Here is a 25864-nt window from a genome sequence, read left to right as displayed (position 1 = left end):
GCGCGAGCGCGCAACCATCGGGGCCCGTACGGACTCTTACCTTCACATGAACGGTCTTGACCGCGGCGGCCGCCGCGGGGTCACAAGCCCCGCGCGCGCACCGCGTGCGTGGGTAGAGTCACAACGTCGGGTTGAGCCCGTACCGCATCGACGTGTCGGCAGGGGATACGCACAGTGAAGGCTCTCGTACTTTCCGGAGGCGCGGGCACGCGTCTGCGGCCCATCACGCACACCTCGGCCAAGCAACTGGTCCCGGTGGCGAACAAGCCCGTGCTGTTCTACGGGCTCGAAGCCATCGCGGAGGCCGGCATCACCGAGGTCGGCGTCATCGTGGGCGACACGGCCGAGGAGATCCGGGAGGCGGTCGGCGACGGCTCGCAGTTCGGTATCCGCGTCACCTACCTCCAGCAGGACGCCCCGCTCGGGCTCGCCCACGCGGTGCTGATCGCGCGGGACTTCCTCGGCGACGACGACTTCGTCATGTACCTCGGCGACAACTTCATCGTCGGCGGCATCACCGGCCTGGTCGAGGGGTTCCGCACGGAGCGGCCCGACGCGCAGATCCTGCTGACGAAGGTGCCGAACCCGACCGCGTTCGGCGTCGCGGAGCTCGACGCGTCGGGCGCCGTGGTGAATCTGGAGGAGAAGCCGAAGGAGCCCAAGAGCGACCTCGCGCTCGTCGGCGTCTACCTCTTCACGCCCGCCGTCCACGAGGCGGTCCGCTCCATCGAGCCGTCCTGGCGCGGCGAGCTGGAGATCACCCACGCCATCCAGTGGCTGATCGACCAGGGCCGCGACGTGCGCTCCACCACGATCTCCGGCTACTGGAAGGACACCGGCAACGTCACCGACATGCTGGAGGTCAACCGGCTGGTCCTGGAGAGCGTCGAGCCGGTCTGCGAGGGCACGGCGGACGACGCCACCGAGATCGTCGGCCGGGTGCGGATCGAGCAGGGCGCGGTGATCACCGGCAGCCGCATCGTCGGGCCCGCGGTGATCGGCCGGGGCACCGTGGTCAAGGACGCGTACGTCGGCCCGTTCACCTCTGTGAGTGAAGGCTGCCGGATCGAGGACAGCGAGATCGAGTACTCGATCGTCCTGCGCAACTCCTCCATCTGCGGCGTGCGCCGCGTGGAGACCTCCCTCATCGGGCGCGACGTCGAAGTGACGCCCGCCCCCCGCAACCCGTCCGTCCACCGTCTCGTCCTCGGCGACCACAGCAAGGTGCAGATCTCCTCATGACCACCCGCATCCTGGTGACCGGCGGCGCCGGCTTCATCGGCTCGCACTACGTCCGCACGGTCCTCGGCCCCGCCGGCCCCGGCGACGTCTCCGTCACGGTCCTCGACAAGCTCACCTACGCGGGCAACCCGGCCAACCTCGACGAGGTGCGCGACCACCCCGGCTTCGGCTTCGTGCAGGGCGACATCTGCGACCCCGAGCTGGTCGCCAAGCTGATGTCCGAGCACGACCAGGTGGTGCACTTCGCCGCCGAGTCGCACGTGGACCGCTCCATCGACGGGGGCGCCGAGTTCGTCCGTACGAACGTCGTCGGCACGCACACGCTGATCGACGCCGCGCACCGGGCGGGCATCGCGACCTTCGTGCACATCTCCACCGACGAGGTGTACGGCTCCATCGACGAGGGCTCCTGGCCCGAGACCGACCCGCTCGCGCCCAACTCGCCCTACTCGGCGGCCAAGGCGTCCAGTGACCTGATCGCGCTCTCGTACCACCGTACGCACGGCCTCGACGTGCGGGTGACCCGCTGCTCCAACAACTACGGGCACCACCACTTCCCCGAGAAGGTCATCCCGCTGTTCATCACCAACCTGCTCGACGGGAAGAAGGTGCCGCTGTACGGCGACGGCGGCAACGTCCGCGACTGGCTGCACATCGACGACCACGTGCAGGGCATCGAGCTGGTGCGCACCCGCGGCCGCGCGGGCGAGGTCTACAACATCGGGGGCGGCACCGAGCTGTCCAACAAGGAGCTCACAGGCCTGCTCCTTGAGGCCTGCGGCGCCGACTGGGAGACCAGCGTCGAGTACGTCACCGACCGCAAGGGCCACGACCGCCGCTACTCGGTGGACTGCACGAAGATCCGCGAGGAGCTCGGCTACGAGCCACGCAAGGACTTCGCGACAGGCCTCGCCGAGACGGTCCAGTGGTACCGCGACCACCGCGACTGGTGGGAGCCGCTGAAGGAGCGCGCCGCGCTCTGACAGGCGTCCCCGCAGGGGCGGGGAGCCGGCGTGCCGCGCGGCACGCGGACACGCCGACACGCCGACACGCGGACGGGCGGAAGTGACGAGAGGTGCCGGGCGGCGGGCCCGGCACCGGAGCGGACGGGAGCGACATGGACGGCGGCTGGCTGGTCACCGGTGCGGGCGGCATGCTGGGGCAGGACCTGCTGACGGCGCTCGCCGCGGGCGGGGAGAAGGCGACGGGCCTCGGCCGCATCGACCTGGACATCACGGACGCGGGCGCCGTGCGCGCGGCGCTGGCCGCGCACGGTCCCTCCGTGGTCGTCAACTGCGCGGCCTGGACTGCCGTGGACGACGCGGAGGCCAAGGAGGACCAGGCGCTCGCCGTCAACGGCGAAGGGCCCAGGGTCCTCGCGGAGGCGTGCCGCGCGTCCGGCGCCGTGCTGCTGCACATCTCCACCGACTACGTCTTCGCGGGCGACGCGGACGCGCCGTACGCCGAGGACGCGCCCCTGGCGCCGCGCTCCGCGTACGGCAGGACCAAGGCGGTCGGTGAGAGCGCCGTCCTCACCGCGCTGCCCGATACCGGCTACGTGGTCCGCACCGCCTGGCTGTACGGGGCGGGCGGCGGCAACTTCGTGCGGACCATGATCCGGCTCGAAGGCGTCAAGGACACCCTCGACGTGGTCGACGACCAGCGCGGCCAGCCGACGTGGAGCGCGGACCTCGCGGAACTCCTCGTCGGCCTCGGCAGGGGCGCCCTCGCGGGCACCGCGCCGGCCGGCGTCTACCACGGCACCAGCGGCGGCGAGACGACGTGGTTCGGGCTCACCCGGGAGATCTTCCGGCTGCTCGGCGCGGACCCCGGGCGGGTGCGGCCCACGACGAGTGAGGCGTTCGTGCGGCCCGCGCCGCGGCCCGCGTACAGTGTCCTCGGCCACGACCGGTGGCGCGCGGCCGGCCTGGCGCCCCTGCGGAACTGGAAGGACGCGCTCGCCGACGCCTTCCCCGCGGTGCTCGCCGCGGAACAGGCCGCGACACACCGCTCGTGATCGACACGACCGGCCGGGCGCGGGAGTTTACGAGTCGTCCGCGAAGGCACTAACTTCACTCGGAATCAAGGCAAATCTTCGTGTTTCCCAGTGAAGGGCACCACAGTGGACCGCCACGGCTTCCTCCGCCAGCTGCACCGCGTGTACAAACCCCGGAACTACTTCGAGATCGGCGTCAACGACGGCCGCAGCCTGACCCTCTCCCGCGTCCCGTCCATCGCCGTCGACCCGGCGTTCAAGGTCGTCACGGAGATCGCCTGCGACGTCCACCTGGTCAGGCAGACCAGCGACGACTTCTTCGCGCGCAAGGACCCGCTGTTCCACCTGCGGCCCGGCCGCAACCCGTTCAGGGCGCTGGCGCGGCGCGACCCGCTCGCGCTGTTCGGCGGCGACCCGAAGCTGGAGCTTGCGTTCATCGACGGCATGCACATCTTCGAGTTCGCGCTCCGGGACTTCATGAACGTCGAGAAGCACGCGCAGTGGTCGAGCGTCGTCGTCCTCGACGACATGCTGCCGCGCAACGTGGACGAGGCGGCGCGGGACCGGCACACCGACGCGTGGACCGGCGACGTGTACAAGGTCGCGCAGGTCCTGCGGCGGTTCCGCCCCGACCTCGCGGTGGTGGAGGTCGACACCGCGCCGACCGGCGTCGTGGCGGTCTTCGGGCTCGACCCGTCGAGCACCGTCCTGCGGCACAACTACGACGCGATCCTCGCGGAGTACGCGGTCGAGGATCCGCAGGACGTCCCCGAGGAGGTGCTCACCCGCAAGACCGCGGTCTCGCCTGAGGCGTTCCTGCGCGCGGGGTTCTGGCGCGACCTGGCGCGCGCCCGCGACCTGCGCAAGTCCAGGACCGCCTTCGCGCCGATCCGCCGGCGGATCGAAGCGGTCGGGAGCTGACCGCCCGGCGGCGGGGAGGGGGCTGTGGCCGCCTCCGCCGCCCCGTCGGCGCGCGCCCCGGCGTGACGCAGGCCATGCGGGAACACGCGAGAACACGGACGACCGCGGCAGGACACGGACGACCGCGGGAGACCGCGCGAACCACGGGAAACGCAGCCGAAAAACGGAAGACATCATTCTGTTGCCGAGTGCGCATAGACCGCGGATTAATCGCATCAACGATGCCTATATCCTTGGCGCCAGATGCCCCGTACGGCGGGGCCTTTAGCGACGAGTTGGGGCTTGGTGCATGTCCGTCAAGGTCAGTGTGATCATTCCGGTGTACAACCCCGGGCCCTACATCGAGGACTGCATCGCCTCGCTGCTGCGCCAGAGCCTGCCCGACGACGAGTACGAGGCGGTCTTCGTCGACGACGGTTCGACCGACGGGACGGGGGAGCGGCTCGACCGGCTGGCCGCCGAGCACCCGCACATGCACGTCGTGCACGAGGAGCCCTCGGGCTGGTCGGGCCGCCCGCGCAACGTCGGAACGGCCCGCGCCCGCGGTGAGTTCGTGATGTACGTCGACAACGACGACTGGCTCGGCGACGAGGCACTTGAGCGGATGTACGACTACGGGGTCGCCAACGGCGCCGACGTGGTCGTCGGCAAGATGGCCGGCAAGGGCAGGCCCGTGCCGCTCGAACTCTTCCGGACGAACCGCCCGAAGGCCACGGTCGACAACGCCCCGCTGATCGACAGCCTCACGCCCCACAAAATGTTTCGCAAAGACTTCCTCGAAAAGCACCGGATTCGCTTCAAGGAAGGCAGGAGAAGGCTGGAGGACCACGTCTTCGTCGCGGAGGCATATCTGCTCGCGTCGAACGTCTCCGTCCTCAGCGATTACGTGTGCTACTACCACGTCAAGCGCGACGACGCCTCCAATGCGGGCTTCCAGCGCTTCGACCCGGTCGGCTATTTCACGAACCTGCGCGAGGCCCTCGACGTCGTCGAGCGCAACACGGAGCCCGGTCGGCTGCGCGACAAGCTCTACCGCCGCTGGCTGCGCAACGAGATGGTGGAGCGGCTGCGCGCCCAGCGGTTCCTCAACCTGCCGGAGGACTACCGCAGGGAGCTGTACGACGAGATCCGCGCCGTGGTCACCGAGCGCATGGGCCCCGGCGTCGCCGCGGGCCTGCAGCCCACCCAGCAGGTCGTCGCCGCGCTGATCACCACGGGGCGCTTCGACGACCTGGAGGCGTACGCGCGCTGGGAGGCCACGATCAAGCCCACCGGGCGCCTCGAAAGCCTTGAGTGGGACGAGCAGGGCCGCCTCGCGGTCGGCCTGACCGCCGAGTTCCAGCTCGACGGCGCACCGCTCGCCTTCCGCACCGAGGGCGGCGAGCCGCAGCTCGACCTGCCCTTCGGCACCGAGACGGCCGACGCCCTGCGCGCGGCGGGCGCCAGTACCCGCGCCACCGTCGACAAGGCCCGCGTCGGCCTCGTCGTCCGCGAGCGCTCCAGCGCCGCGGAGTTCTACCAGCCCATCGACTTCACCGTTGACCGCGTCCCGGTGGTGCGCGAGGACGCGGCGGAGTCAGCGGAAGCGGACGACGGCTTCCGCATGGTGCTGCGCGGCCTCGGCACCGTCGACCCCGGCACGGCGGCCGGCGGCGGCCCCCTCGGGCCCGGCATCTGGGACGTGTACGTGCGGATCATCGCCTGCGGCTGGTCCAAGGCCGCGCGCCTCGGCTCCCTGCGCGACGAGACCGTCGACAAGGCCCGCAGGGCCGCCCTGAGCGGCGACCCGCGCCGCCTCGTCATGCCGTACTGGACCGAGGGCCACGGCAACCTCTCCCTCGACGTCGACTGCGCGACCAGCTGGATCACCAAGGACCTGGCGCCGCTCACCCCGCAGGACGTCACCGTCACGGACGGCACGCTCGCCCTGCCCGTACCGCTGCACGTCGCGGGTGAGGAGGCGGCGGCGCTGCGTTTCGCGCCCGCCCGCAAGGGCGCAGTGCCCCGCGAGGTCCCCGCGGTGATCGCCCCCGGCGACGGCGGCGCGGTCCTCACCGCCGGGCTGCCCGCCGCCGAACTCGCGGGCGCCGCCTGGACGCTGGAGCTCGGAGTGCCCTCGGCGCGGCGCGCGGGACCCCGCTGGACACGGCTGCCGGTGGGCCTGAGGGTGCACGCGGACGGCCGGGCCACCGTCGCCCGCGCGTCCTCCCCCGCGCCCCGCGCGAGGACCGGTGGCCGCGGCTCGCTGCCACGGCGGATCATGAGGAGAGTGCGGCGCGCGTTCGCCAAGGCGTGACGCGCGCACCGACCCAGCCGAGCAGCGAGCGAGAGAGCAGAGCCATGCGACCCCTGTCCATCGAAGGTGCCTGGATCCACGAGCCGAAGGTCTTCCCCGACCACCGCGGCTCCTTCCACGAGTGGTTCCGCGCCGAAGACCTGCGCGAGGCCGACGGGCACGGCCTGGCGCTCGCGCAGGCCAACTGCTCGGTCTCCCGGCGCGGCACCCTGCGCGGCATCCACTACGCGGACGTGCCGCCGAGCCAGGCGAAGTACGTGAAGTGCGTGCGCGGCGCGGTGATCGACTTCGTCATCGACATCAGGACGGGCTCGCCCACCTACCGCAGCTGGGAGGCCGTGCGGCTGGACGACACCACCCACCACGCCGTCTACCTCTCCGAGGGCCTTGGGCACGCCTTCTTCGCGCTCAGCGACGACGCCGTGGTCGTCTACCTGTGCTCCGCGGGGTACGCGCCGGAGCGCGAGCACGGCATCGACCCGTTCGACCCCGACCTCGCCATCGAGTGGCCCGAGGGGATCGAGCCGCTGCTGTCGCCGAAGGACGTCGAGGCGCCCTCCCTCGCCGAGGCGGAGCGCCGCGGGCTGCTGCCGTCGTACGAGGAGGCCGCGGCGTTCCGCGCGAGCCTGCGCACGGCGGGCGAGTGACGGGCGCCGCCCCTGTCCAGCAGGTGAAAAGGCGTCCGCGGGCCCGCGGACGCCGCGTACGCTGACCGGCGCGAGGCGGCGGACGGCGAGAGCAGGGGCACAGCACGTGGCAGCGGCGGGAGCAGGGGCAGCAGGGGCGGCGGACGCGGCGGGGGCGGCGCCCGGCACGGCGGGGGGCACCGCCCGGCAGGACGCCGTGGCGGCGGCCCGCAGGATCGTCGTCAAGGTCGGCTCGTCCTCCCTGACCACCGCGGCGGGCGGCCTTGACGCCGACCGGGTCGACGCCCTGGTCGACGTTCTCGCCGCCGCCCGGGACAGCGAGCGCGAGGTCGTCCTCGTCTCCAGCGGCGCCATCGCCGCCGGGCTCGCCCCGCTCGGCCTGGAGCGGCGCCCGCGCGACCTGGCGCGCCAGCAGGCCGCGGCCAGCGTCGGCCAGGGCCTGCTGATCGCCCGCTACACGGCCTCCTTCGCCCGCTACGGCGTGCGCGTCGGGCAGGTCCTGATGACCTCGTACGACACCAGCAGGCGCACCCACTACCGCAACGCCTACCGCACGCTCGAACAACTGCTGCGGATGGGCGCGCTGCCCGTCGTCAACGAGAACGACACCGTCGCCACCGACGAGATCCGCTTCGGCGACAACGACCGGCTCGCTGCGCTCGTCGCCCACCTGGTCCGCGCCGACCTGCTGGTGCTCCTCTCCGACGTGGACGGGCTCTACGACGGCGACCCGGCGACCCCCGGCACCTCGCGCGTCGGCGAGGTCGCGGGCCCCGGGGACCTCACGGGGATCGCCATCGGCAGCGCGGGTCGCGCGGGCGTCGGCACCGGCGGCATGGTCACCAAGGTCGAGGCGGCGCGGATCGCGACCGGCGCGGGCATCCCGGTCGTGCTCACCTCGGCGAGCCGCGCGGCCGACGCGCTCGCCGGGCGGGACACCGGCACGTACTTCAGGCCCACCGGCCGCAGGTCGCGCGGCCGGCTGCTGTGGCTCGCGCACGCCTCGGCGCCGCGCGGCGCGCTCACCCTCGACGACGGAGCGGTACGCGCGGTGGTGGAGCGGCACACCTCGCTGCTCGCCGCGGGGATCGCCGCGGTGGAGGGCGAGTTCGGGGCGGGCGACCCGGTGGAGCTGCGGGACACCGCGGGCCGCGCGGTCGCGAGGGGTCTGGTCAACTTCGACGCCAAGGAGCTGCCGCAGCTGCTCGGCCGCTCCACGCGGGAGCTGGCGCGGGAACTCGGCCCCGCCTATGAGCGGGAAGTCGTACACAAGGACGATCTGGTGGTGCTCCAGCACTGACCCCGCCCCCCCCAATGGGCTGAGAAATGTGCCGATCCGCGTCCGGTGGCGCAGAGGTTCGCCAAAACGCCCCCAAGACCGGCCCAGGACTGGTCAACTTTGTCGTGGGGACAAGGACGGGGCAGCAGCACAACGGATCAACAGGAGGCCGCCGGTGGGACGAGTGCGTCCAGGCAGGGCGATCCGCGGGACGGGACCGGGCACGCACGCCCGGCGGTCGGCGGGCGCGGACTCGGTCCTCACGAGCGTCGACGCGGGCGAGGACTTCGACGGCCGCACCGACGACACGCCCGGCGCGGGGGAGCGGCCGTCCGGTGCGGCGGAGGCCGCGGGCGGCGGCCGCCCGGCCTCCCGGCTGTGGCACGTCACACTGAGCGTCTCCGGCGGCGAGGCGCCCCTCGCCGACGTCCGCAGGGCGCTCGAACAGCTTGCACACGACCACCCGTTCCTGCTCACCAGCAGGTACGCGGTCGACCACGCGGAGATCAGGTACTGGGAGGAGGCAAGGGACCTGCACGACGCGGCCGCGGTGGCGCTGCGGCTGTGGGGCGAGCACCGCTCAAGCGCGAAGCTGCCGCCCTGGGAGATCGTCGGCCTCGAAGTGATCGACCGGGAGACCTACCACCAGCGCGTCGCCGAGGGGTACGGGCCGCCGCCCGCGGCGCGCGTCGGCGTCCATCCGTTCTGACGGGCCGCGCCGGCCGCGCGCCCCCGCGTCTCGGAGTGCGGGATACCGGCCGGGAGCCCGCCCGCGGCCCATTACCCTGCGGGGCATGACCTCGCTCTCGCCGTACGACAACCTCTCCCCGGTCGCCCGGGCCGCCTACCGGTCGAAGGCGGCCGCAGCGGACCTCGCGCCGCTGCCGCGCGCCGCCAAGGACGACGCGCTGCTCGCGATCGCCGACGCGCTAGAGGTGCGCACGCACGAGATCGTCACGGCCAACGCCGAGGACGTCGAGCGGGCCAGGCGGGCCGGCACCGAGGCCGCGGTCGTCGACCGGCTCACCCTCACCCCGGAGCGGGTGCGCGCCATGGCGGGCGGCGTGCGGGACGTCGCCGCGCTGCCCGACCCGGTCGGCGAGGTCGTGCGCGGCTCGACCCTGCCGAACGGTATCGACCTGCGCCAGGTCAGGGTGCCGCTTGGCGTCGTCGGCATCATCTACGAGGCGCGCCCCAACGTCACCGTCGACGCGGCCGCGCTCTGCCTGAAGTCCGGCAACGCCGCGCTGCTGCGCGGCTCGTCGTCCGCCTCTGCGTCCAACGAGGCGCTGGTGCGGGTGGTGCGGGACGCCGTCGGCGGCGCCGGGCTGCCCGCGGACGCCGTCCAGCGCGTACCGGGCGAGGACCGGGACTCGGCGCGTGAGCTGATGCGGGCGCGCGGCCTGGTGGACGTGCTGATCCCGCGCGGCGGCGCGGCCCTGATCCGCACGGTCGTCGAGCAGTCCACGGTGCCGGTCATCGAGACCGGCACCGGCAACTGCCACGTGTACGTCGACGCCGAGACCGACCTGGACATGGCGGTGTCCATCCTCGTCAACGCCAAGGCGTCGAGGCCGAGCGTGTGCAACGCGGCGGAGACGCTGCTCGTGCACCAGGACGTGGCGGCCGACTTCCTGCCCCGCGCCCTGGACGCGCTCGCGGACGCGGGCGTCACGGTCCACGCCGACGAGCGTGTCCTGCCGTACGCGGAGGGGAGCGCGGCGACGGTCGTCCCCGCCACCGCGGAGGACTGGGAGACCGAGTACCTCTCGTACGACATCGCGGCGGCCGTGGTCGACTCGCTCGACGCGGCGGTGGCGCACATCAGGCTCTGGTCCTCCGGCCACACGGAGGCCATCGTCACCACCTCGCAGGCGGCCGCCCGCAGGTTCACCCAGTTGGTGGATTCGACGACGGTCGCGGTCAACGCGTCGACCCGCTTCACCGACGGCGGCGAGTTCGGCTTCGGCGCCGAGGTCGGCATCTCCACGCAGAAGCTGCACGCCCGGGGGCCGATGGGGCTGCCCGAGCTGACGTCGACCAAGTACATCGTCACCGGCGACGGTCACACCCGGTGACCGCGCGGGCGGGGCGGGCGAGCGAGTGGCGCGCCTCATAGCGCCGGGCGGCGGGAAGAATGCGGGCTCTCCCTGCCCAAAGCGACCCCGCCGGTCTACCCTGGAGTGGTGCCGGACGACGTGGGGGGCAGGCCGTTCAAGGACGGCCGGGAGCCCGACGACGACCGCGGAGCGGACGAGGAGTTCGCGACCGTGGTGTTCGACGAGGACTTCGTACGGTCGGCCGCCTTCCACGAACCCACCGCCGTCGAGCGGCTGCTCGCCGCGGCCCAGGCGCGCGCCGAGGCCGACGCGGCCCGCGCGCGCGGGCGCCGGCAGGTCCCCGAGGAGGAGCACGAGCTCTGGGACGAGCTGTACCTGAGCAGGCACCCCCACGAGAGCGCCGACGACCGCGCCGAGGACGACGACTACGCCGGCGCCGCGTACGACCCGTACCCCTACGGCCTGCACGGCGGCGCGCTGCGGCCCTACCGGGGCCGGGCGCGGTGGCACCGGCCCGTGGCCTGGCTGCTCGCGCTGCTGATGGGCATCGGCATGGTGGCGCTCGCCTTCTCCGCGGTCTACCGGGGCGCGGGCGGCGGCGGCCGGGAGGACCAGGTGCCGCAGCCCGCCTCGACGGGGATAGACGCGCCGCGCGGCGACCGCACGGCGGAGGACCGGCCGGACGCCCGGCGCGACGGGCGGCAGGACGTGACGCCGCCGCCGGTGTCGGCCGTGCCGAGGACGCCGTGACCCGGCCCGTCCGCACTGTGATCTTCTATGGCCGGTTCTGTCGCAAGTTGACCGGTAGCGCGCCGTCCGCCCCGGTCGGCCACGGCCTACTCTGAAGACATGGCAGGGCGCGGAGACCCGCCGGACGGCACGCCCGAGGGGGCGGCGGGCGGCGACGACGAGTACCGATCGGTCGTGTTCGACGAATCGTTCGTGCGCGCTGCCCGCCTCCAGGAGCTCTCCGCGCACGAGCGCCTGACGGACCGCGAGCACGCCGTACGGGTGCGCCCCGGACACCCGGGCCCGGTGCCGCACGCCTTCCGCAACGGCCCCCGTCAGCTGCTCGCCCTCTTCGTGCTGATCGCACTGGCCTTCGGCACCGCCGTCTACCTGGGCTTCCGCCAGCCGTACCGGGTCCCCGGGGCCTCGGCGCCCGCCGTGCCGCTGCGCATGACCGTGGTGCCCCTCGTCCCCGCGGGGACGGTCGAGGGCGGCACCCCCGCCGCGCTGCTCGCGCACAGCCCCGCCGCCCGCTTCCGCAGCGGCGGGGTCGGCATCCGGCTCCCGGCGCCCGCGCGCACGGACGACTTCTCACGCGGCCAGGTCGGCGCCGCGCTCAACCTCGTGAAGGCGTACCTGGTGGCGTCCTCGCTCGACCGCGACGTCCTCGCCGGCCGCGACCGCGACGCCGTCAGGCGGCTGCTCGCCCCGGCCCAGACCGCGCAGTTCGACCGGTCGTTCACGGCGCCCGCGGCGGACGGGCTGCACGACCCGGCAGGCTGGCTGGTCTCCTTCGACGCAGCCCGGGTGCGGCAGGCGACAGCCGACGTGCGGGTGCGGGGGTCGCTCGCCTTCCAGGAGACCGCGGACCAGGCCCTGGAAGTGACCTCGGACCACACCTTCGTCTACACGCTGCGGCCCGCCGGGCCCGCCGCCGACGACGCGGCGTCACTCTTCACCGTGCGGCGGGAACTGCGCTTCCGCTTCGACCGCGAGCAGCTGGCCAGGGGCCAGGTGCAGCTGGTCGAGAGCGAGGTGGGCGCGGGCCCCGAGGCGTGCGGGACGGGCGCGGGCAGGACCTTCGCGCCGCTGCTCGCGGGGGCGGGACCGCCGGCCGGCGGCCCGAGGGGCGTCGATCCCTTCGCCACAGGGCACCTCGCGGGCGCGCTGTGCGGGGTGCTCGCCACGGCCGCGCCGTAGCCGCCGCGCGCGCCCGGTCCCTCGTTCGTGCCGCCGCCCGCCGCCCGCAGCCCGCAGCCCGCAGCCCGCCCGGTCCTTCCCCCTGCCGCAGCCCGCCCGGGGCGCTGGGGCTACCGTGGGCCGAGGGGCAGGAACCGTCCGCCGGGGCACCCTCCAGGCGGCCGGTGGTGAGAGACCGAGGAGCGCACCCGTCATGCACGCAGCCACCACACTCGCCGCCACGGCAGCAGCGTCCGGCCAGCCGGGCGCGGGGCCCGTCCTGCGCATCCTGCTGGTCGTCGCGGTGGTCGGCGCGGTCTTCCTCGCCTGGTTCCTGCTGCGCGGCTACGGGGACAAGGGCAACAACGACTGAGTCGGCATGAGCGTGTCCGACGGGCCCGCATACGATGTGCCCGAAGTCACCGATCCGATTCCCGATCGATAGGTCCTGTTGAAGATGATTGCCTCCGGTACCGCCGCCAGCCTCGCCACCCTCGCGGAGGGCGGCAACCACGAGAGCCTCAGCCCGTACCTGACCGGCGGCGGTGCGCTGTTCGGCCTGCTCCTGCTGCTGTGGATCACCACGCGCTTCAACCGCGACCGCTGAGCGGGGTCGAACCCACGTGCCAGTAGGCTCTACGCGCATGGGAGAGCAGCGAGGGCCCGCCGGGTCGGGCAGGCGCCGACTGGGCGTGATGGGCGGGACGTTCGACCCGGTCCACCACGGCCACCTGGTGGCGGCGAGCGAGGTGGCGGCACTCTTCCACCTCGACGAGGTGGTGTTCGTCCCGACGGGCGAGCCGTGGCAGAAGAGTCAGAAGGCGGTCTCTCCGGCGGAGGACCGCTATCTGATGACCGTCATCGCCACGGCGTCCAACCCGCAGTTCTCGGTCAGCCGCAGCGACATCGACCGCGGCGGGCCGACGTACACCATCGACACGCTCCGGGACCTGCGGGCGGTCCACACGGACGCCGACCTCTTCTTCATCACGGGCGCCGACGCGCTGTCGCAGATCCTCACCTGGCGCAACGCGGAGGAGCTGTTCTCCCTCGCGCATTTCATCGGGGTCACCCGGCCGGGGCATGATCTGACCGACGACGGGCTGCCCAAGGGAGGTGTCTCCCTGGTGGAGGTGCCCGCCCTGGCGATCTCGTCCACGGACTGCAGGGAACGCGTGGCCAAGGGCAACCCCGTCTGGTATCTCGTACCGGACGGCGTCGTGCGGTACATCGACAAGCGCCAGCTGTACCGCGCGTGAGCGACAGGGCGCCGAAGCGCCCGAGGCACGTCACCCACGAAGAGGGGCACCGGTGAACGACCAGCAGCAGCCGTACGGTCAAGGGCCCTACGACCCGTACTACGGCGGGCCGCGGATCGTCGGCTACGACGAGTACGGCCGGCCGGTGTACGAGCAGCAGCCCGGCGCCGCCCCCGGCGGGCAGGCACCGGAGCAGGGCCACGGCGGCACCTACGGCACCGGCCCTTACGGCACCTCCCCTCCCAGGCAGTACGACCCGTACGGGCAGTACCCGCAGGCGCAGGGCGAGGGCGGCGCGTACGACACCGGGCAGCGGGGCGCCGTCCCGTACGGGAGCGGGCAGCAGGACCCCGGCGCGTACGGCACGGGACAGACGCCGCCGGTCCAGGACGGCGGCCAGGGCTACGGCTACGACCCGTACGGGCAGCGGCCGTCCGCGCCCCAGCGGCCCGCACCGGGCGGCTACGACCCGTACGGGCAGGGAGGCCGCGCCTACGGCCAGGACACCGGGCAGCAGCCCGCCGCCGTCGACACCACGCGGCCGTGGGACATCCCCCAGCAGCAGGCACCCGCAGACGCGTCGGCCGAGCGGCGGCAGCCGACCGTGCCGGGACAGCGGCCCGCGCCCGAAGAGGGCTACCGCACCGAGCAGTTCTCGTTCATCGAGGAGCCCGACGAGGACTCCGAGGACGTCATCGACTGGCTCAAGTTCACCGAGAGCCGCACCGAGCGCCGCGAGGAGGCGAGGCGGCGCGGCAAGAACCGGCTGATCGCCCTCGTCGTCGTGCTCGCCCTGGCCGTCGTCGGCGGCGCAGGCTGCCTCTGGTACGCGGGGAAGCTGCCCGGCCTCGGCGCCCCGGCGAAGAAGCATGCGTCAGGGGTGCCGGTCGGCGCGCAGAAGCGCGACGTCATCGTCGTCCACCTGCACGACACGGCCGACAAGTCGACCTCCACCGCGCTGCTCGTCAACAACGAGACCACCGGCGAGGGCAGCACCGTGCTGCTGCCCAACTCGCTGACCGTGACCAACGACGACGGCACCGTCACCACCCTCGCCAAGTCGGTCGACGAGGACGGCTCCGACGGCACCCGCGAGTCCCTGGGCAACCTGCTCGGCACCAAGGTCGCGGGCACCTGGCGGCTCGACACCCCGTACCTGGAGAACCTGGTCGACCTCGTCGGCACCGTCGACGTGGACACCGACACCGACGTGCCGGGCGCGAAGAAGGGCGACACCCCCGTCGTGCACCGCGGCAAGGGCCAGACTCTCAGCGGCAAGGCGGCCGTCGCCTACGCCACGTACCGCGCCCCGGGCGAGGGCGAGGACAAGCAGCTCGCACGGTTCGGGCAGGTGCTCCAGGCGACCCTGCGGAAGATGTCCAGCGACCCGAAGGCCGCCACGCTCACCGTGCAGACCCTCGCGCAGATCCTCGACCCGTCGCTGACCGACAAGGACCTCGGCGCCGCACTCGCCAAGCTCGCCGACCACGCCAAGGAGGACCACTACAAGACGGTCGTCCTGCCGGTGGGCCCGGACGGCACGCTCGGGCAGCAGGGCGAGAGCGAGGTCAAGCAGTACCTGGGCGGCTCGGTCAGCGCCCCGGACGCGGACGGCGTGCCCCGCATCGGTGTGAAGAACGCCACGGGCGGCCCGTCCGCGACCGAGGCGGCCAGGGTCGCCCTGGTCAACGCGGGATACACCGTGATCGACAACGGCACGGGCGCCACGGCGCCGTCCTCCTCGGTGACCTACACGGAGGCCGGGGACAAGGCGCAGGCCACCGAGGTGGCCAAGACCCTGGGCCTGCCGGGCTCCGTCGTGAAGAAGGGGTCCGCGGGCAGCGCGGACGTCGCGGTCGTGCTCGGCGGCGACTTCACCCCGCCGAAGGGGGACGGCACCGGCTGACCGCCGCCCCGCGGCCCGCGCCCCTGTCCCGGGGGCGGGCCGCGACGCGGGCGCGCCGCGGCGGGCGGCCGTGAGATCCTGGACGTCTCCATCACCGCCGACGAAAGCTTGCTCGTGACCGCTACGGACCGCGCCATCCAGCTTGTCCAGACCGCCGCCCAGGCGGCCGCCGACCGCCTGGCGCACGACATCATCGCCTACGACGTGAGCGACGTCCTGTCGATCACCGACGCCTTCGTGCTCGCCTCCGCGCCCAACGACCGGCAGGTCAAGTCGATCGTGGACGAGATCGAGGAGCGGCTCCAGAAGGAGCTCGGCGCCAAGCCGGTCCGCCGCGAGGGCGACCGCGACGCCCGCTGGATCCTCCTCGACTACGTGGACATCGTCGTCCACGTCCAGCACAACGAGGAGCGGGTCTTCTACGCCCTTGAGCGGCTGTGGAAGGACTGCCCCGAGCTGCCGCTCCCCGAGGACGCCGTGCTCACCAAGGGCAGGAGCAGGGAGCACGCCGAGCGCGCCGCCGCGGAAGGGGACGCGAGCTGACCGCCGGCACGGGCGCGGCGGCCGGGGCCCCCGCGCCGCGCGAGCGGCGGATCGTGCTCTGGCGCCACGGCCAGACGGCGTGGAACGTCGAGGGGCGCTTCCAGGGCACCACGGACATCGAGCTGACCGAGACGGGCGTCCGGCAGGCCAGGCGGGCCGCCCGGCGCCTCGCGCAGCTGAAGCCGCACGCCATCGTCGCGTCCGACCTGCGCAGGGCCGCCGCGACCGCAGCCGAGCTCGCCGCCCTGACCGGCCTCGACGTGGTGCACGACGCCGGCCTGCGGGAGACGTACGCGGGTGACTGGCAGGGCCTGACGCACACCGAGATCAGCGAGCGCCACGGCGAGGAGTACCTCGCCTGGAAGCGCGGTGAGCCGGTGCGGCGGGGCGGCGGCGAACTGGAGACCGAGGTCGCCGACCGGGCGGCGCCCGTGGTGCTGCGGCACGCGGACACGCTGCCGGACGGCGGGACGCTGGTGGTCGTCAGCCACGGCGGGGCGATCCGCACCACCATCGGCCGGCTGCTCGGACTCGAAGCGCGCCACTGGGAGGGCCTCGGCGGCCTCGCCAACTGCTTCTGGTCGGTACTCGCCGAGGGCATCCGCGGCTGGCGGCTGATGGAGCACAACGCGGGCAGCCTGCCGGAGCCCGCGCTCGGCGACGACGACTGATTTCACTTTCCGGCGGCACGCAGGCTAAAGTTCTTCTTGTTCGCAGCGCGGAGCGCAAGCGCGAAGAACACGCGGGGCTATAGCTCAGTTGGTAGAGCGCCTGCATGGCATGCAGGAGGTCAGGAGTTCAATTCTCCTTAGCTCCACAGCCCTTCCGGGGAAACCCGGACAACCGCCCCCGGTCCGCACAGGGCCGGGGGCGGTTGCGTGCCTGGCCCCTGCCGCTCCCGCCGCCGCTTGGTAACGACCCGGCCGCGAGCGCCCCAAGGGCCCTCCCTTACGGCTGCCTCCCCAGCACCCGCCATGGCAGAATCGGGACGGCCGGAGGGGACGGACGGTCAGGGACGGGAGGAGCACGATGTCCGCCAGCAGCATCGAAGGCGATGCGCGGGGTGGCGCGGCGGACCTGATCGACTGCCTCAGCTGCCCTGCGTGCGGCTCGTCCCATGTGGCACAAGTGCTCGGCGACAACGGTGGAGTTTCCTACGTGTGCACGGCCTGCGGCCACAGCTGGAGCTAGAGATGGGCGCACACAGGCGTACCTGCGACTGGTGCGGCAGTGGTACGCCCATTGTCAGGGACATGGACCCCCTCAACGCGGACTTCCAGTACTGGTGCGAGGAGTGCGCGCGGGCGCTGATCATAAAAGGCGACCCGATCGAGACGTACCGCGAACTGGAGGGCGAGCCGATCTACGGGCGGCTGCTCGACGAGCACTGCACGCTGAAGCGCTTCTACTCCTTCGCGCGGGCCTGAGCGCGCGGCGCGGCTCCCCGGGAGCCGGTGTTCCCGGCCGCCGCGCGGGCGGACTTCCCGATTCCGGCCGCCCTTGTCCCGGCCCCGGGAAATGGATTTGGTGATCTCCGTCGGCCGCCGCTACTGTTGGCGCATCGCACGGGGCTATAGCTCAGTTGGTAGAGCGCCTGCATGGCATGCAGGAGGTCAGGAGTTCAATTCTCCTTAGCTCCACTGTGTTCCTCAGCTCCACTGTGTTCCTCGTGACACGCGTCACAGGGATTCCGCGAGGGCCCGCCCTCCCGCTCGCCCGGGGGGACGGGCCCTCGCGCATGCGCGGTGCGGCGCCTGGGCGGCCTGCGGTAACCTGTCCCCATGCGTGCCGTACGCCTTCTGCTTAGCGAGCCGCGCTGATCAGTGCCGACGGATGAGAGATCCGGTCGGAGCCGGCGCGGCGTCCCCTCCTGTGTGAGGGGTTTTTTCATTCCCGCGTGCAGAGACGACCGATGGAGCTTCTGAGGACATGAGCGAGACGAACCCGGTTGCCGCCGGTGCGGAGAACTCCGCCCCCCACCGCTACACGGCTGCCATGGCCGCCGAGATCGAGGCGCGCTGGCAGGACTTCTGGGACGCCGAGGGCACGTACGAGGCGCCCAACCCGAGCGGTGACCTCGCCGGCGACCCCGCGGTGGTCGCGCTGCCCGAGAAGTTCGTGATGGACATGTTCCCGTACCCCTCGGGCGTGGGCCTGCACGTCGGACACCCGCTGGGCTTCATCGCCACCGACGTCTACGCACGCCACCAGCGCATGACGGGCCACAACGTCCTGCACACCCTGGGCTTCGACGCCTTCGGCCTGCCCGCGGAGCAGCACGCGGTGGCCACCGGCACCCACCCCAGGGTCTCCACCGAGGCCGCCATGGAGAACATGAAGCGGCAGCTGCGCAGGCTGGGCCTCGGCCACGACAAGCGCCGCTCGGTCGCCACGATCGACCCGGAGTTCTACCGCTGGACCCAGTGGATCTTCGTCCAGATCTTCAACTCCTGGTACGACCCGGAGGAGAACAGGGCGCGCCCCATCGAGACGCTGGTCGAGCAGTTCGAGACCGGGAGGCGCGCCACCCCCGACGGGCGGCCCTGGGCCGAGCTGAGCGGCGCCGAGCGTGCCGACGTGCTGGGCGGCTACCGCCTGGCCTACGCCTCGGACGCGCCGGTCAACTGGTGCCCCGGGCTCGGCACCGTACTGGCCAACGAGGAGGTCACCGCGGAGGGCCGCTCCGAGCGCGGCAACTTCCCGGTCTTCAAGAAGAAGCTGCGCCAGTGGAACATGCGGATCACCGCGTACGCGGACCGCCTGGTCGACGACCTGGAGACGCTGGACTGGCCCGAGGCCATCAAGCTCCAGCAGCGCAACTGGATCGGCCGCAGCGAGGGCGCCCGCGTCGACTTCCCCGTCGGGGACGGCGGCGACGCCGTCACCGTCTTCACCACCCGGCAGGACACCCTGTTCGGCGCCACCTACATGGTGCTCGCGCCCGAGCACGAGCTGGTCGAGAAGATCGTCCCCGACGCCTGGCCCGCCGGTACGCACGACGTGTGGACGGGCGGCCACGCCACCCCCGCGGACGCCGTCGACGCCTACCGCAAGCAGGCCGCGGCCAAGTCCGACGTCGAGCGGCAGGCCGAGGCCAAGGACAAGACAGGCGTCTTCACCGGCGCGTACGCGACCAACCCGGTCAGCGGCGAGCGGGTGCCCGTCTTCATCGCCGACTACGTCCTGATGGGGTACGGCACCGGCGCGATCATGGCCGTGCCCGCGCACGACAGCCGCGACTTCGCCTTCGCCCGCGCCTTCGAACTGCCCATGCGCTGCGTGGTGCGGCCCACCGACGGCCGCGGTCTCGACCCGGCCGAGTGGGACGACGCCTTCGCGTCCCACGACGCGGTCCTCGTCAACTCGGCGGGCGACGGCATCTCCCTGGACGGCCTGGGCGTGACCGAGGCCAAGGCCCGCGTCACCGACTGGCTGAGCGCGCGCGGCATCGGCGAGGGCACCGTCAACTACCGCCTGCGGGACTGGCTGTTCAGCCGCCAGCGGTACTGGGGCGAGCCCTTCCCTGTCGTCTACGACGAGGAGGGCACCGCCCACGCGCTGCCCGAGTCGATGCTGCCTCTCGAACTCCCCGAGGTGGACGACTACTCACCGCGCACCTTCGACGCCGACGACGCGGACACCGAGCCGGAGACCCCGCTGTCCCGCAACGCGGAGTGGGTCCACGTCGACCTCGACCTCGGTGACGGACGGGGCGTCAGGCGCTACCGCCGCGAGACCAACACCATGCCCAACTGGGCGGGTTCCTGCTGGTACATGCTGCGCTACCTGGACCCGGACAACACCGGGCAGGCCGTCGCGCCCGACATCGAGCGGTACTGGATGGGGCCGCGCGAGGGCGCGCCGCAGGGCGGTGTCGACCTGTACGTGGGCGGTGCCGAGCACGCCGTGCTGCACCTGCTGTACTCGCGCATGTGGATCAAGGTGCTGCACGACCTGGGGCACATCTCGGCGTCCGAGCCGTTCCACAAGCTCTACAACCAGGGCATGATCCAGGCGTTCGTCTACCGCGACAAGCGCGGCATCGCGGTGCCCGCGGCCGAGGTGGAGGAGCGCGACGGCGCGTACTACTACCAGGGCGAGCAGGTCAGCAGGCTGCTCGGCAAGATGGGCAAGTCGCTCAAGAACGCGGTCACGCCCGACGAGATCAGCGCCGAGTACGGCACCGACACACTGCGTCTGTACGAGATGGCGATGGGGCCGCTCGACGTGTCGAGGCCCTGGGACACGCGCGCCGTCGTCGGGCAGTACCGGCTGCTCCAGCGGCTGTGGCGCAATGTCGTCGACGAGGCGACGGGCGAGGTCACCGTCGTCGACGCGGAGCCCGACGAGGACACTCTGCGCGCCCTGCACAAGGCCGTCGACGGCGTCACCCAGGACCTGGAGGGCCTGCGCTTCAACACGGCCGTCGCCAAGATCACCGAGCTGAACAACCACCTCACCAAGGCCCGGGGCCCGGTCGCCAGGTCGGTCGCCGAGCGCCTGGTGCTGCTGGTCGCGCCGTTCGCGCCGCACATCGCCGAGGAACTGTGGCACCGCCTCGGCCACGAGGACACGGTCGTCCACCAGGACTTCCCCGTGGCGGACCCGGCGTACGTCGTGGACGAGACGGTGACGTGCGTGGTGCAGGTCAAGGGCAAGGTGAAGGCGAGGATCGAGGTCTCGCCCTCGGTCTCCGAAGCGGACCTGGAGGCGCTGGCGCTGGCCGCGCCCGGCGTGGTCGCCGCGCTGGGCGGCGGGGGCATCAGGAAGGTGATCGTCCGGGCGCCGAAGCTCGTCAACATCGTGCCGGCGTAGCCGCGCGCCGGGCCGCGGCCCGGCGTCTCGGGGTGTCCCCTACGGGGCGGTTGGGGGTTCGGAAGGAACCCGCGGCCGCCCCGCCGCGTTTACCGTGGAAGGGACCGCTGGGACCCGCGACCGTTCGGAGGACCGACCGTGGAAGCCGTGCTGCTGATCGTGCTGCTCCTCTTCGTCGCCGCCGTCGCGGTCGGCGCGTACGCCACGGTGAAGGCGGTCGGCGCGGCCAAGCGCGGGGTGGACCGCACCGTCGCGCAGGCCAGGCGGTCCTTCGAGGACACGGCGCTGCGCGCCAAGAGCCTTGGGCAGCCCGGCGCGCAGGGCGAGCTCGCCCAGCTGCGGCTGCGGCTGCGCACCTCCATGCGGGCCACGCAGGAGGCGCTGCAGGGGGGCGTGGCGGCGGACGCCTCGCTCCAGGAGTCGGTGCGGCTGTTCGAGCGGCTCAGCGCGCACGGCCGCGACCTTGAGGAGCATCTCAGACAGGCCGAGCGCGACCCGGACCGCGCCAGGGCCGGCAGCCGCATGCCGGAGCTGCGGGAGCGCACGGAGCAGATCACGCACTCGGCGGACTCGCTGCGCTGGGCGGTCAGGGACCGGGCGCGCAGGTTCGCGGGCGACGACCTGTCGGCGCTCAGCGCCGACATCGACGTCGAGTCCGGCGCACTGCGGCACTGGGCACCGGTCGAGCGGGCCGGGGACGCGCCGCCGTCGGCCGGGGGCGCACCGCCGCAGGGCCCCGGGCCCGAGGCGCTCGACCCCGCAGACGCGGAGCGTTTCGGCGGCGGGAGCGCCCGGCGGTGGCGCGGGGCGCCGTGGGGCGAGCGGGCAAAGCGGGCCGAGCAACCGGGCCGGGAAGCGACGAACTGAGGGCGCGACACGGCCCGCCCGCCGGGGGCCGCTGAGGCGTGCGCGCGGGCCGCGGGGCGGGCGATGGGCCTTACGGGCAGGGGGCTGATCTCCGGGCCTGGGCGTTCGATCCGTGTCCGGGCGCCCGGGACCGGTGTCCGGGCGGGAGGTCCGAGGTGGCCGTTGGCCGCGTCCCGGCGGGCCGGGGCCCGGGGCGCTCGACGCGCAGGCCGGAGCGCACGCCGGGCGCCCCCGTGTCCCGGCCGGGGGCGGGGAGGGCGTCGGCCGGTTCTGCGGGGCCCTGGGCCGTCTGGGACGGACGGCTGCGGGTAACCTCCGGGGCATGTCCCGCCATGTCGCCATCGTCACCGATTCCACGGCCTACCTGCCTCCCCGGACGATGCGACGGCACGGCATCACGGCGGTGCCGCTGACCGTCGTGCTCGGCGACGAGGTGCTGGAGGACGGCAGCGAGGTCTCCGCGGGAGCGGTGGCTGAGGCGTTGCGCAAGCGCCGCTCCGTGACCACGTCCCGGCCGAGTCCCGAGACCTTCGCGGCGGCCTACCGTGCGGCCGCCGGCTCCGGCGCGACGGGCGTGGTGTCGCTGCACCTGTCGGCCGAGTTCTCCGGTACGTACGACGCGGCGGTGCTGGCCGCCAGGGACGCGCCCGTACCCGTACGGGTCCTGGACACCGGCGTGGTGGCGATGGCACTCGGCTTCTGCGCGCTGGAGGCGGCCCAGGTCGCGGAGATGGGCGGCACGCTCGACGAGGCGGTCGCCGCCGCGGAGAAGCGCGCAAGGGCGACCTCCGCCTACTTCTACGTCGACACCCTCGACTACCTGCGGCGCGGCGGCCGGATCGGCGCCGCGCAGGCCCTGCTGGGGTCGGCGCTCGCGGTCAAACCGCTGCTCCACCTCGACGAGGGCCGGATCGAGCTGCTGGAGAAGGTGCGCACCGCGTCCAAGGCCATCGGCCGGCTGCGGGACATCGTCGTGGAGCGCGCGGGCGCGGGCGAGGTCGACATCGCGGTGCACCACCTGGCGGCCCCTGAGCGCGCGGCGGCCCTGGCGGAACAGCTCGGGGACCGGGTGCCCGGCCTGGGAGAGCTGCACGTCAGCGAGGTCGGCGCGGTGATCGGCGCGCACACAGGGCCGGGCCTGCTCGGCGCGGTGGTGTCACCGCGCTGAGGAGCCCCGTGCTCCGCCGTGCTTCGCCGTCCCCGCCGTGCTCCGCCGTACCCCGCCGTACCCCGCCGTGCTTCGCCGTGCGGGGGCCGGGGCCGTACGGCGGCCCGCTCACCAGGGCACGGTCGCGCCGGTGCGGTCCAGGTACGCGAGGCCCGGCGTGCCGATCCTGGACAGCAGGACGTCCACCAGCAGCGGGGCGCTCTCCTCGACGGTGTACGGCGCCTCCGACCCGCCGAGCGCGGTGCGGATCCAGCCGGGGGCGAGGAGGACGACGGCGCGTCCCGTCCCGGACTGCCGGGCCGCGAAGCTGCGCATGAACATGTTCAGGGCCGCCTTGCTGCCCCGGTAGAGCTCGCGGCCCCCGGCCGTGTTGTTGGCGATGCTGCCCTGCCCGGAGGACATCGCCCCGATGAGCCCGGTGTCCGCCACGAGGTCCTGCAGCGCCTCGACGACGCGCAGCGGACCGAGGGCGTTGGTGACCATGACCTCGACGAACTCGTCGGTCGGCACCGCGCCGATCGGCATGTCCTGGTTGTTCGTGGTGCCCGCGTTGACGAAGAGGAGGTCGAGCGCCCGGCCCGCGAGGCGCTCGCGCAGCGGCGGCAGATGGCCGGGCTCGCCGACGTCGAGGCGTTCGACGGTCACGCGGCCGGCTGACCGCTCCGCGAGCTCGCGCAGGGGCGTGGGCGCGGCCGTGTCCCGTACGGTGCCGACGACGTCCCAGCCCCTGGCAAGCAGCTCTGCGGCCATCGCGTGGCCGAGGCCCCGGGAGGCTCCGGCGATCAGCGCGGTCGGCGCGTGCCGACCCGCGGTGGTCGATGACATGCGCGTCATCTCCGTTCCTGATGTGGTGGGTTGCTGGTGTGGCGGGCAGGCCGCGTCAGCCGCTGTCGCGGGCTTGCGGTCCTGCGGTCCCCGTGGACCTGCCCGGTCCGTGGGCGAGCGGAGCGCAGGGGCACGGCGGGGTGCGGTGGCTCCGCGTGTCCGCCGGGTCGCAGCGGTCCCTGTGTGCCGCAAGTCTGTCCGCGGCGCCGGTGCGGAGGCGAGCCGACGGGGCTCGTTCGTAGGATTCCGCCATGAGCGCTGCCTCGATGGCCGAATCCGTCGCCGTGCGCCCGGATGATGTGCGGATCATCCGGGCGCTCCAGATCGCGCCGCGTGCCTCCTTCGCGTCGATCGCGACCGCGCTCGGCCTCACCGAGAGCGCCGTCAACCGCCGCTACCGGCGGCTCCGCGGGGACGGTGTCATCCGCGTCGCGGGCGTGGTCAACCCGGGCGCGCTGGGCCAGAGCCGATGGCTGGTACGGCTGCGCTGCCGTCCCGGCAGCGTCACGGCGATCGCCGACGCGCTCGCGCGGCGCGACGACGTCAACTGGGTGGCGGTGAGCGCGGCGGGCTGCGAGATCACCTGCGCGACCCAGTCGCGGAGCAGGGAGCAGCGCGAGGACCTGCTCGGCCGGCGGCTCCCGCGCACGGCTGCGGTGCTCGACATCAACGCCTTCGCGATGCTGCGGCAGTTCATGGGCGGCCGCGGCCACTACTGGGCCGCCCTGCACGGCGTGCTCACCGAGGAGCAGGAGGCCGCGCTCGGGAGCGAGGGCGCGCCGTTCGCCGAGGGGCCCGTCGTCGTCCGCACTCCGGTGCGGCTCACGGCCGAGGACGAGGCGATCCTCGGCGCGCTCGCCACGGACGGCCGCGCCGGCCTCGCGGCACTCGCCGCCGCGGCAGGCGCGACTCCCGGGCGGGTGTCGCGCCGCCTGCACGCGCTGCTGCTCAGCCATGTCGTCACCGTCGACGTGGAGATCGCAGCGGCCGCGCTCGGCTACCGCACCCGGGCGAACCTCTGGCTGCGGGTCCATCCGTCGGCCGTGAAGGACGTCGGGCGCGCCCTCGCGCGCGAGCCGGCGATCGCCTTCGCCGCTGCGGTCTCCGGCCCCTCCAACGTCCACGCCGTCGCCCACTGCCGGGACCTCGACGACCTCTTCGAGTTCACTACGGAGCGCATCGGGTCCCTCGCCGGGCTCCAGAGCATGGAGATCTCGCCCGTGCTCCAGCACGTCAAGCAGGCGGGCACGCTGCTGTCCGGCGACCGCCTGGTGGAGCCGCCGCCGCGCACCCGGAAGTGAGGCGCCGGCAAGGCGGGCGCCCGCGCGGCCCCGGGGCGGAGGCGGGAGCGTACGAGGTCGGGTGCGTACGAGGTCGGGATCGCGGTCCGGGCCCGGGAGTTCGCTCGTATCGCTCGTACGGACCCGGGAGTTTCCTCGTACGGGCCCGGGAGTTCGCTCGAACGGGTGGCGGGGTTGTCCCCAGTCGGTGGGTTGTCCACAGGGGAGCGACCAAGATCATCACGGGGGTGGGGAAATCCCTAGCGTGGAGGCATGACCACGCTCCGTGCCCGCCCGTCCGCCGTCCGAGCGCCGCGCCGTCCCGGCGCCCGCGACCCGCGTCGTTCCGCCGCGCGGCCTTCGGGCATCCGCGTGCCGGGACCCCGCGGGGAAGGCGCTCGTGTGCTCGCGCGGGCGCGGCGAGCAGCCGCGCGGGCGGCACCGGCGGGCGCGGACCCGGCGTCCCTGGCCGCAGGCGACGCCCTGCCCGTGGCGTCGGTACGTGACCGGGCCGTCGCGCTGCTCGGTGCCGGGCCCGGCGGACCGCCTGAGCAGGATCGGGCCCCGCGCGCCCGCCCGGCGGCCGAGTCCGCCCGGGACGAGCACGGCCGCGCGGCGGACGACGGCGACCGTCCGCTGCTGCCCCTGGCCCTGTCTCTCCGTGACCGTCTGCTGCCCGCCCTGCGGGACCGGCTGCCGCTGTGGGCGCTGCCGCGCTTCGGGCTGAGGCCGAGGACCGTGGCCGCGCTGGGCGCCGTGCTCGTGGCCGCGGTGCTCCTCGCTGTCCAGCACTTCTGGCTGGGCCGCCCCCGCGCGGTGAGCGCACCGGTGACCGTGGGCGCCGGACACGAC

General features: G+C 73.4%; 23 protein-coding genes, 2 tRNA genes and 1 pseudogene. 25 read left to right on the top strand and 1 reads right to left on the bottom strand.

All coding sequences use genetic code 11. The features are described from left to right. Positions 1–174: 174 nt before the first annotated feature. The 23 genes from ABEA77_RS28120 to ABEA77_RS28010 all read left to right on the top strand — a co-directional run bounded on the left by ABEA77_RS28120 (position 175) and on the right by ABEA77_RS28010 (position 22907). Entirely contained in the window at positions 175–1242 is a 1068-nt protein-coding gene (locus ABEA77_RS28120) for a glucose-1-phosphate thymidylyltransferase (RefSeq protein WP_345653468.1), read from the top strand. Next, positions 1239–2225: a dTDP-glucose 4,6-dehydratase gene (gene rfbB / locus ABEA77_RS28115; RefSeq protein WP_345653466.1), complete on the top strand. Its 987-nt coding sequence runs from the start codon at positions 1239–1241 to the stop codon at positions 2223–2225. Before ABEA77_RS28120 ends, rfbB begins: the two co-directional genes overlap by 4 nt. A 134-nt stretch (positions 2226–2359) precedes the next feature. Beyond that, entirely contained in the window at positions 2360–3259 is a 900-nt protein-coding gene (rfbD, locus tag ABEA77_RS28110; RefSeq protein WP_345653463.1) for a dTDP-4-dehydrorhamnose reductase, read from the top strand. Positions 3260–3364: 105 nt separating this feature from the next. Further along, a complete protein-coding gene (locus tag ABEA77_RS28105; RefSeq protein WP_345653493.1) occupies positions 3365–4159 on the top strand; it encodes a class I SAM-dependent methyltransferase in 795 nt (264 codons plus the stop codon). A 289-nt stretch (positions 4160–4448) separates the two neighbouring features. Beyond that, positions 4449–6455, top strand: coding sequence for a glycosyltransferase family 2 protein (locus tag ABEA77_RS28100; RefSeq protein WP_345653460.1), 2007 nt, complete (start codon positions 4449–4451; stop codon positions 6453–6455). A gap of 44 nt (positions 6456–6499) precedes the next feature. Then, positions 6500–7102, top strand: coding sequence for a dTDP-4-dehydrorhamnose 3,5-epimerase family protein (locus ABEA77_RS28095; protein WP_345653457.1), 603 nt, complete (start codon positions 6500–6502; stop codon positions 7100–7102). A 196-nt stretch (positions 7103–7298) separates the two neighbouring features. Next, positions 7299–8402, top strand: coding sequence for a glutamate 5-kinase (gene proB, locus ABEA77_RS28090; protein ID WP_345653490.1), 1104 nt, complete (start codon positions 7299–7301; stop codon positions 8400–8402). Between the two features lie 154 nt (positions 8403–8556). Beyond that, positions 8557–9090, top strand: a complete 534-nt coding sequence (locus ABEA77_RS28085; RefSeq protein WP_345653454.1) for a hypothetical protein — start codon at positions 8557–8559, stop codon at positions 9088–9090. 85 nt (positions 9091–9175) lie between these two features. After that, complete coding sequence (locus tag ABEA77_RS28080) at positions 9176–10459, top strand: glutamate-5-semialdehyde dehydrogenase (protein ID WP_345653451.1); 1284 nt, start codon at positions 9176–9178, stop codon at positions 10457–10459. A gap of 108 nt (positions 10460–10567) precedes the next feature. Further along, complete coding sequence (locus tag ABEA77_RS28075; protein WP_345653448.1) at positions 10568–11191, top strand: SCO2584 family spore wall biosynthesis protein; 624 nt, start codon at positions 10568–10570, stop codon at positions 11189–11191. Positions 11192–11290: 99 nt separating this feature from the next. Next, positions 11291–12370, top strand: coding sequence for an SCO2583 family membrane protein (locus tag ABEA77_RS28070; protein WP_345653445.1), 1080 nt, complete (start codon positions 11291–11293; stop codon positions 12368–12370). Positions 12371–12563: 193 nt separating this feature from the next. After that, the gene (locus tag ABEA77_RS28065) at positions 12564–12722 is read left to right on the top strand and encodes a hypothetical protein (RefSeq protein WP_345653442.1); all 159 of its coding nucleotides are present in this window, start codon (positions 12564–12566) and stop codon (positions 12720–12722) included. An 84-nt stretch (positions 12723–12806) separates the two neighbouring features. Next, a complete protein-coding gene (locus tag ABEA77_RS28060) occupies positions 12807–12956 on the top strand; it encodes a hypothetical protein (protein ID WP_345653439.1) in 150 nt (49 codons plus the stop codon). A gap of 37 nt (positions 12957–12993) precedes the next feature. Beyond that, a complete protein-coding gene (nadD, locus tag ABEA77_RS28055) occupies positions 12994–13608 on the top strand; it encodes a nicotinate-nucleotide adenylyltransferase (protein WP_345653436.1) in 615 nt (204 codons plus the stop codon). Between the two features lie 52 nt (positions 13609–13660). Further along, the gene (locus tag ABEA77_RS28050) at positions 13661–15514 is read left to right on the top strand and encodes an LCP family protein (RefSeq protein WP_345653433.1); all 1854 of its coding nucleotides are present in this window, start codon (positions 13661–13663) and stop codon (positions 15512–15514) included. A gap of 114 nt (positions 15515–15628) precedes the next feature. Then, the gene (rsfS, locus tag ABEA77_RS28045; protein WP_345653430.1) at positions 15629–16057 is read left to right on the top strand and encodes a ribosome silencing factor; all 429 of its coding nucleotides are present in this window, start codon (positions 15629–15631) and stop codon (positions 16055–16057) included. Next, positions 16054–16728 (top strand): histidine phosphatase family protein, encoded by a 675-nt coding sequence (locus tag ABEA77_RS28040; RefSeq protein WP_345653487.1) that lies wholly within the window; start codon positions 16054–16056, stop codon positions 16726–16728. Before rsfS ends, ABEA77_RS28040 begins: the two co-directional genes overlap by 4 nt. A gap of 73 nt (positions 16729–16801) precedes the next feature. Then, positions 16802–16874, top strand: a tRNA-Ala gene (locus tag ABEA77_RS28035). A 376-nt stretch (positions 16875–17250) separates the two neighbouring features. Further along, positions 17251–17484: a hypothetical protein gene (locus ABEA77_RS28030; protein WP_345653427.1), complete on the top strand. Its 234-nt coding sequence runs from the start codon at positions 17251–17253 to the stop codon at positions 17482–17484. Between the two features lie 140 nt (positions 17485–17624). Then, positions 17625–17697: transfer RNA gene (locus ABEA77_RS28025), tRNA-Ala, on the top strand. Positions 17698–17986: 289 nt separating this feature from the next. Continuing rightward, the gene (gene leuS / locus ABEA77_RS28020) at positions 17987–20872 is read left to right on the top strand and encodes a leucine--tRNA ligase (protein ID WP_345653424.1); all 2886 of its coding nucleotides are present in this window, start codon (positions 17987–17989) and stop codon (positions 20870–20872) included. A gap of 138 nt (positions 20873–21010) precedes the next feature. Further along, a complete protein-coding gene (locus ABEA77_RS28015) occupies positions 21011–21739 on the top strand; it encodes a hypothetical protein (RefSeq protein ID WP_345653421.1) in 729 nt (242 codons plus the stop codon). A gap of 322 nt (positions 21740–22061) precedes the next feature. Continuing rightward, on the top strand, positions 22062–22907 hold the full coding sequence (locus ABEA77_RS28010) for a DegV family protein (RefSeq protein ID WP_345653418.1): 846 nt from the start codon (positions 22062–22064) through the stop codon (positions 22905–22907). A 108-nt stretch (positions 22908–23015) separates the two neighbouring features. Here the strand turns inward: ABEA77_RS28010 and ABEA77_RS28005 are convergent, their stop codons facing one another. Further along, entirely contained in the window at positions 23016–23732 is a 717-nt protein-coding gene (locus ABEA77_RS28005) for an SDR family NAD(P)-dependent oxidoreductase (RefSeq protein ID WP_345653415.1), read from the bottom strand. 251 nt (positions 23733–23983) lie between these two features. Between ABEA77_RS28005 and ABEA77_RS28000 the strand changes: the two genes are divergently transcribed. Both ABEA77_RS28000 and ABEA77_RS27995 read left to right on the top strand, forming a co-directional pair. Then, positions 23984–25033 (top strand): Lrp/AsnC family transcriptional regulator, encoded by a 1050-nt coding sequence (locus ABEA77_RS28000; RefSeq protein WP_345653412.1) that lies wholly within the window; start codon positions 23984–23986, stop codon positions 25031–25033. Positions 25034–25501: 468 nt separating this feature from the next. After that, a pseudogene (locus ABEA77_RS27995) lies at positions 25502–25864 on the top strand (hypothetical protein); the annotation flags it as partial.

This window comes from Streptomyces tremellae (genome assembly GCF_039540215.1).
Taxonomy (GTDB): domain Bacteria; phylum Actinomycetota; class Actinomycetes; order Streptomycetales; family Streptomycetaceae; genus Streptomyces; species Streptomyces tremellae.
Note: the sequence above shows the minus strand (reverse complement) of the source record. Positions and strands in the feature narration are given on the sequence as shown.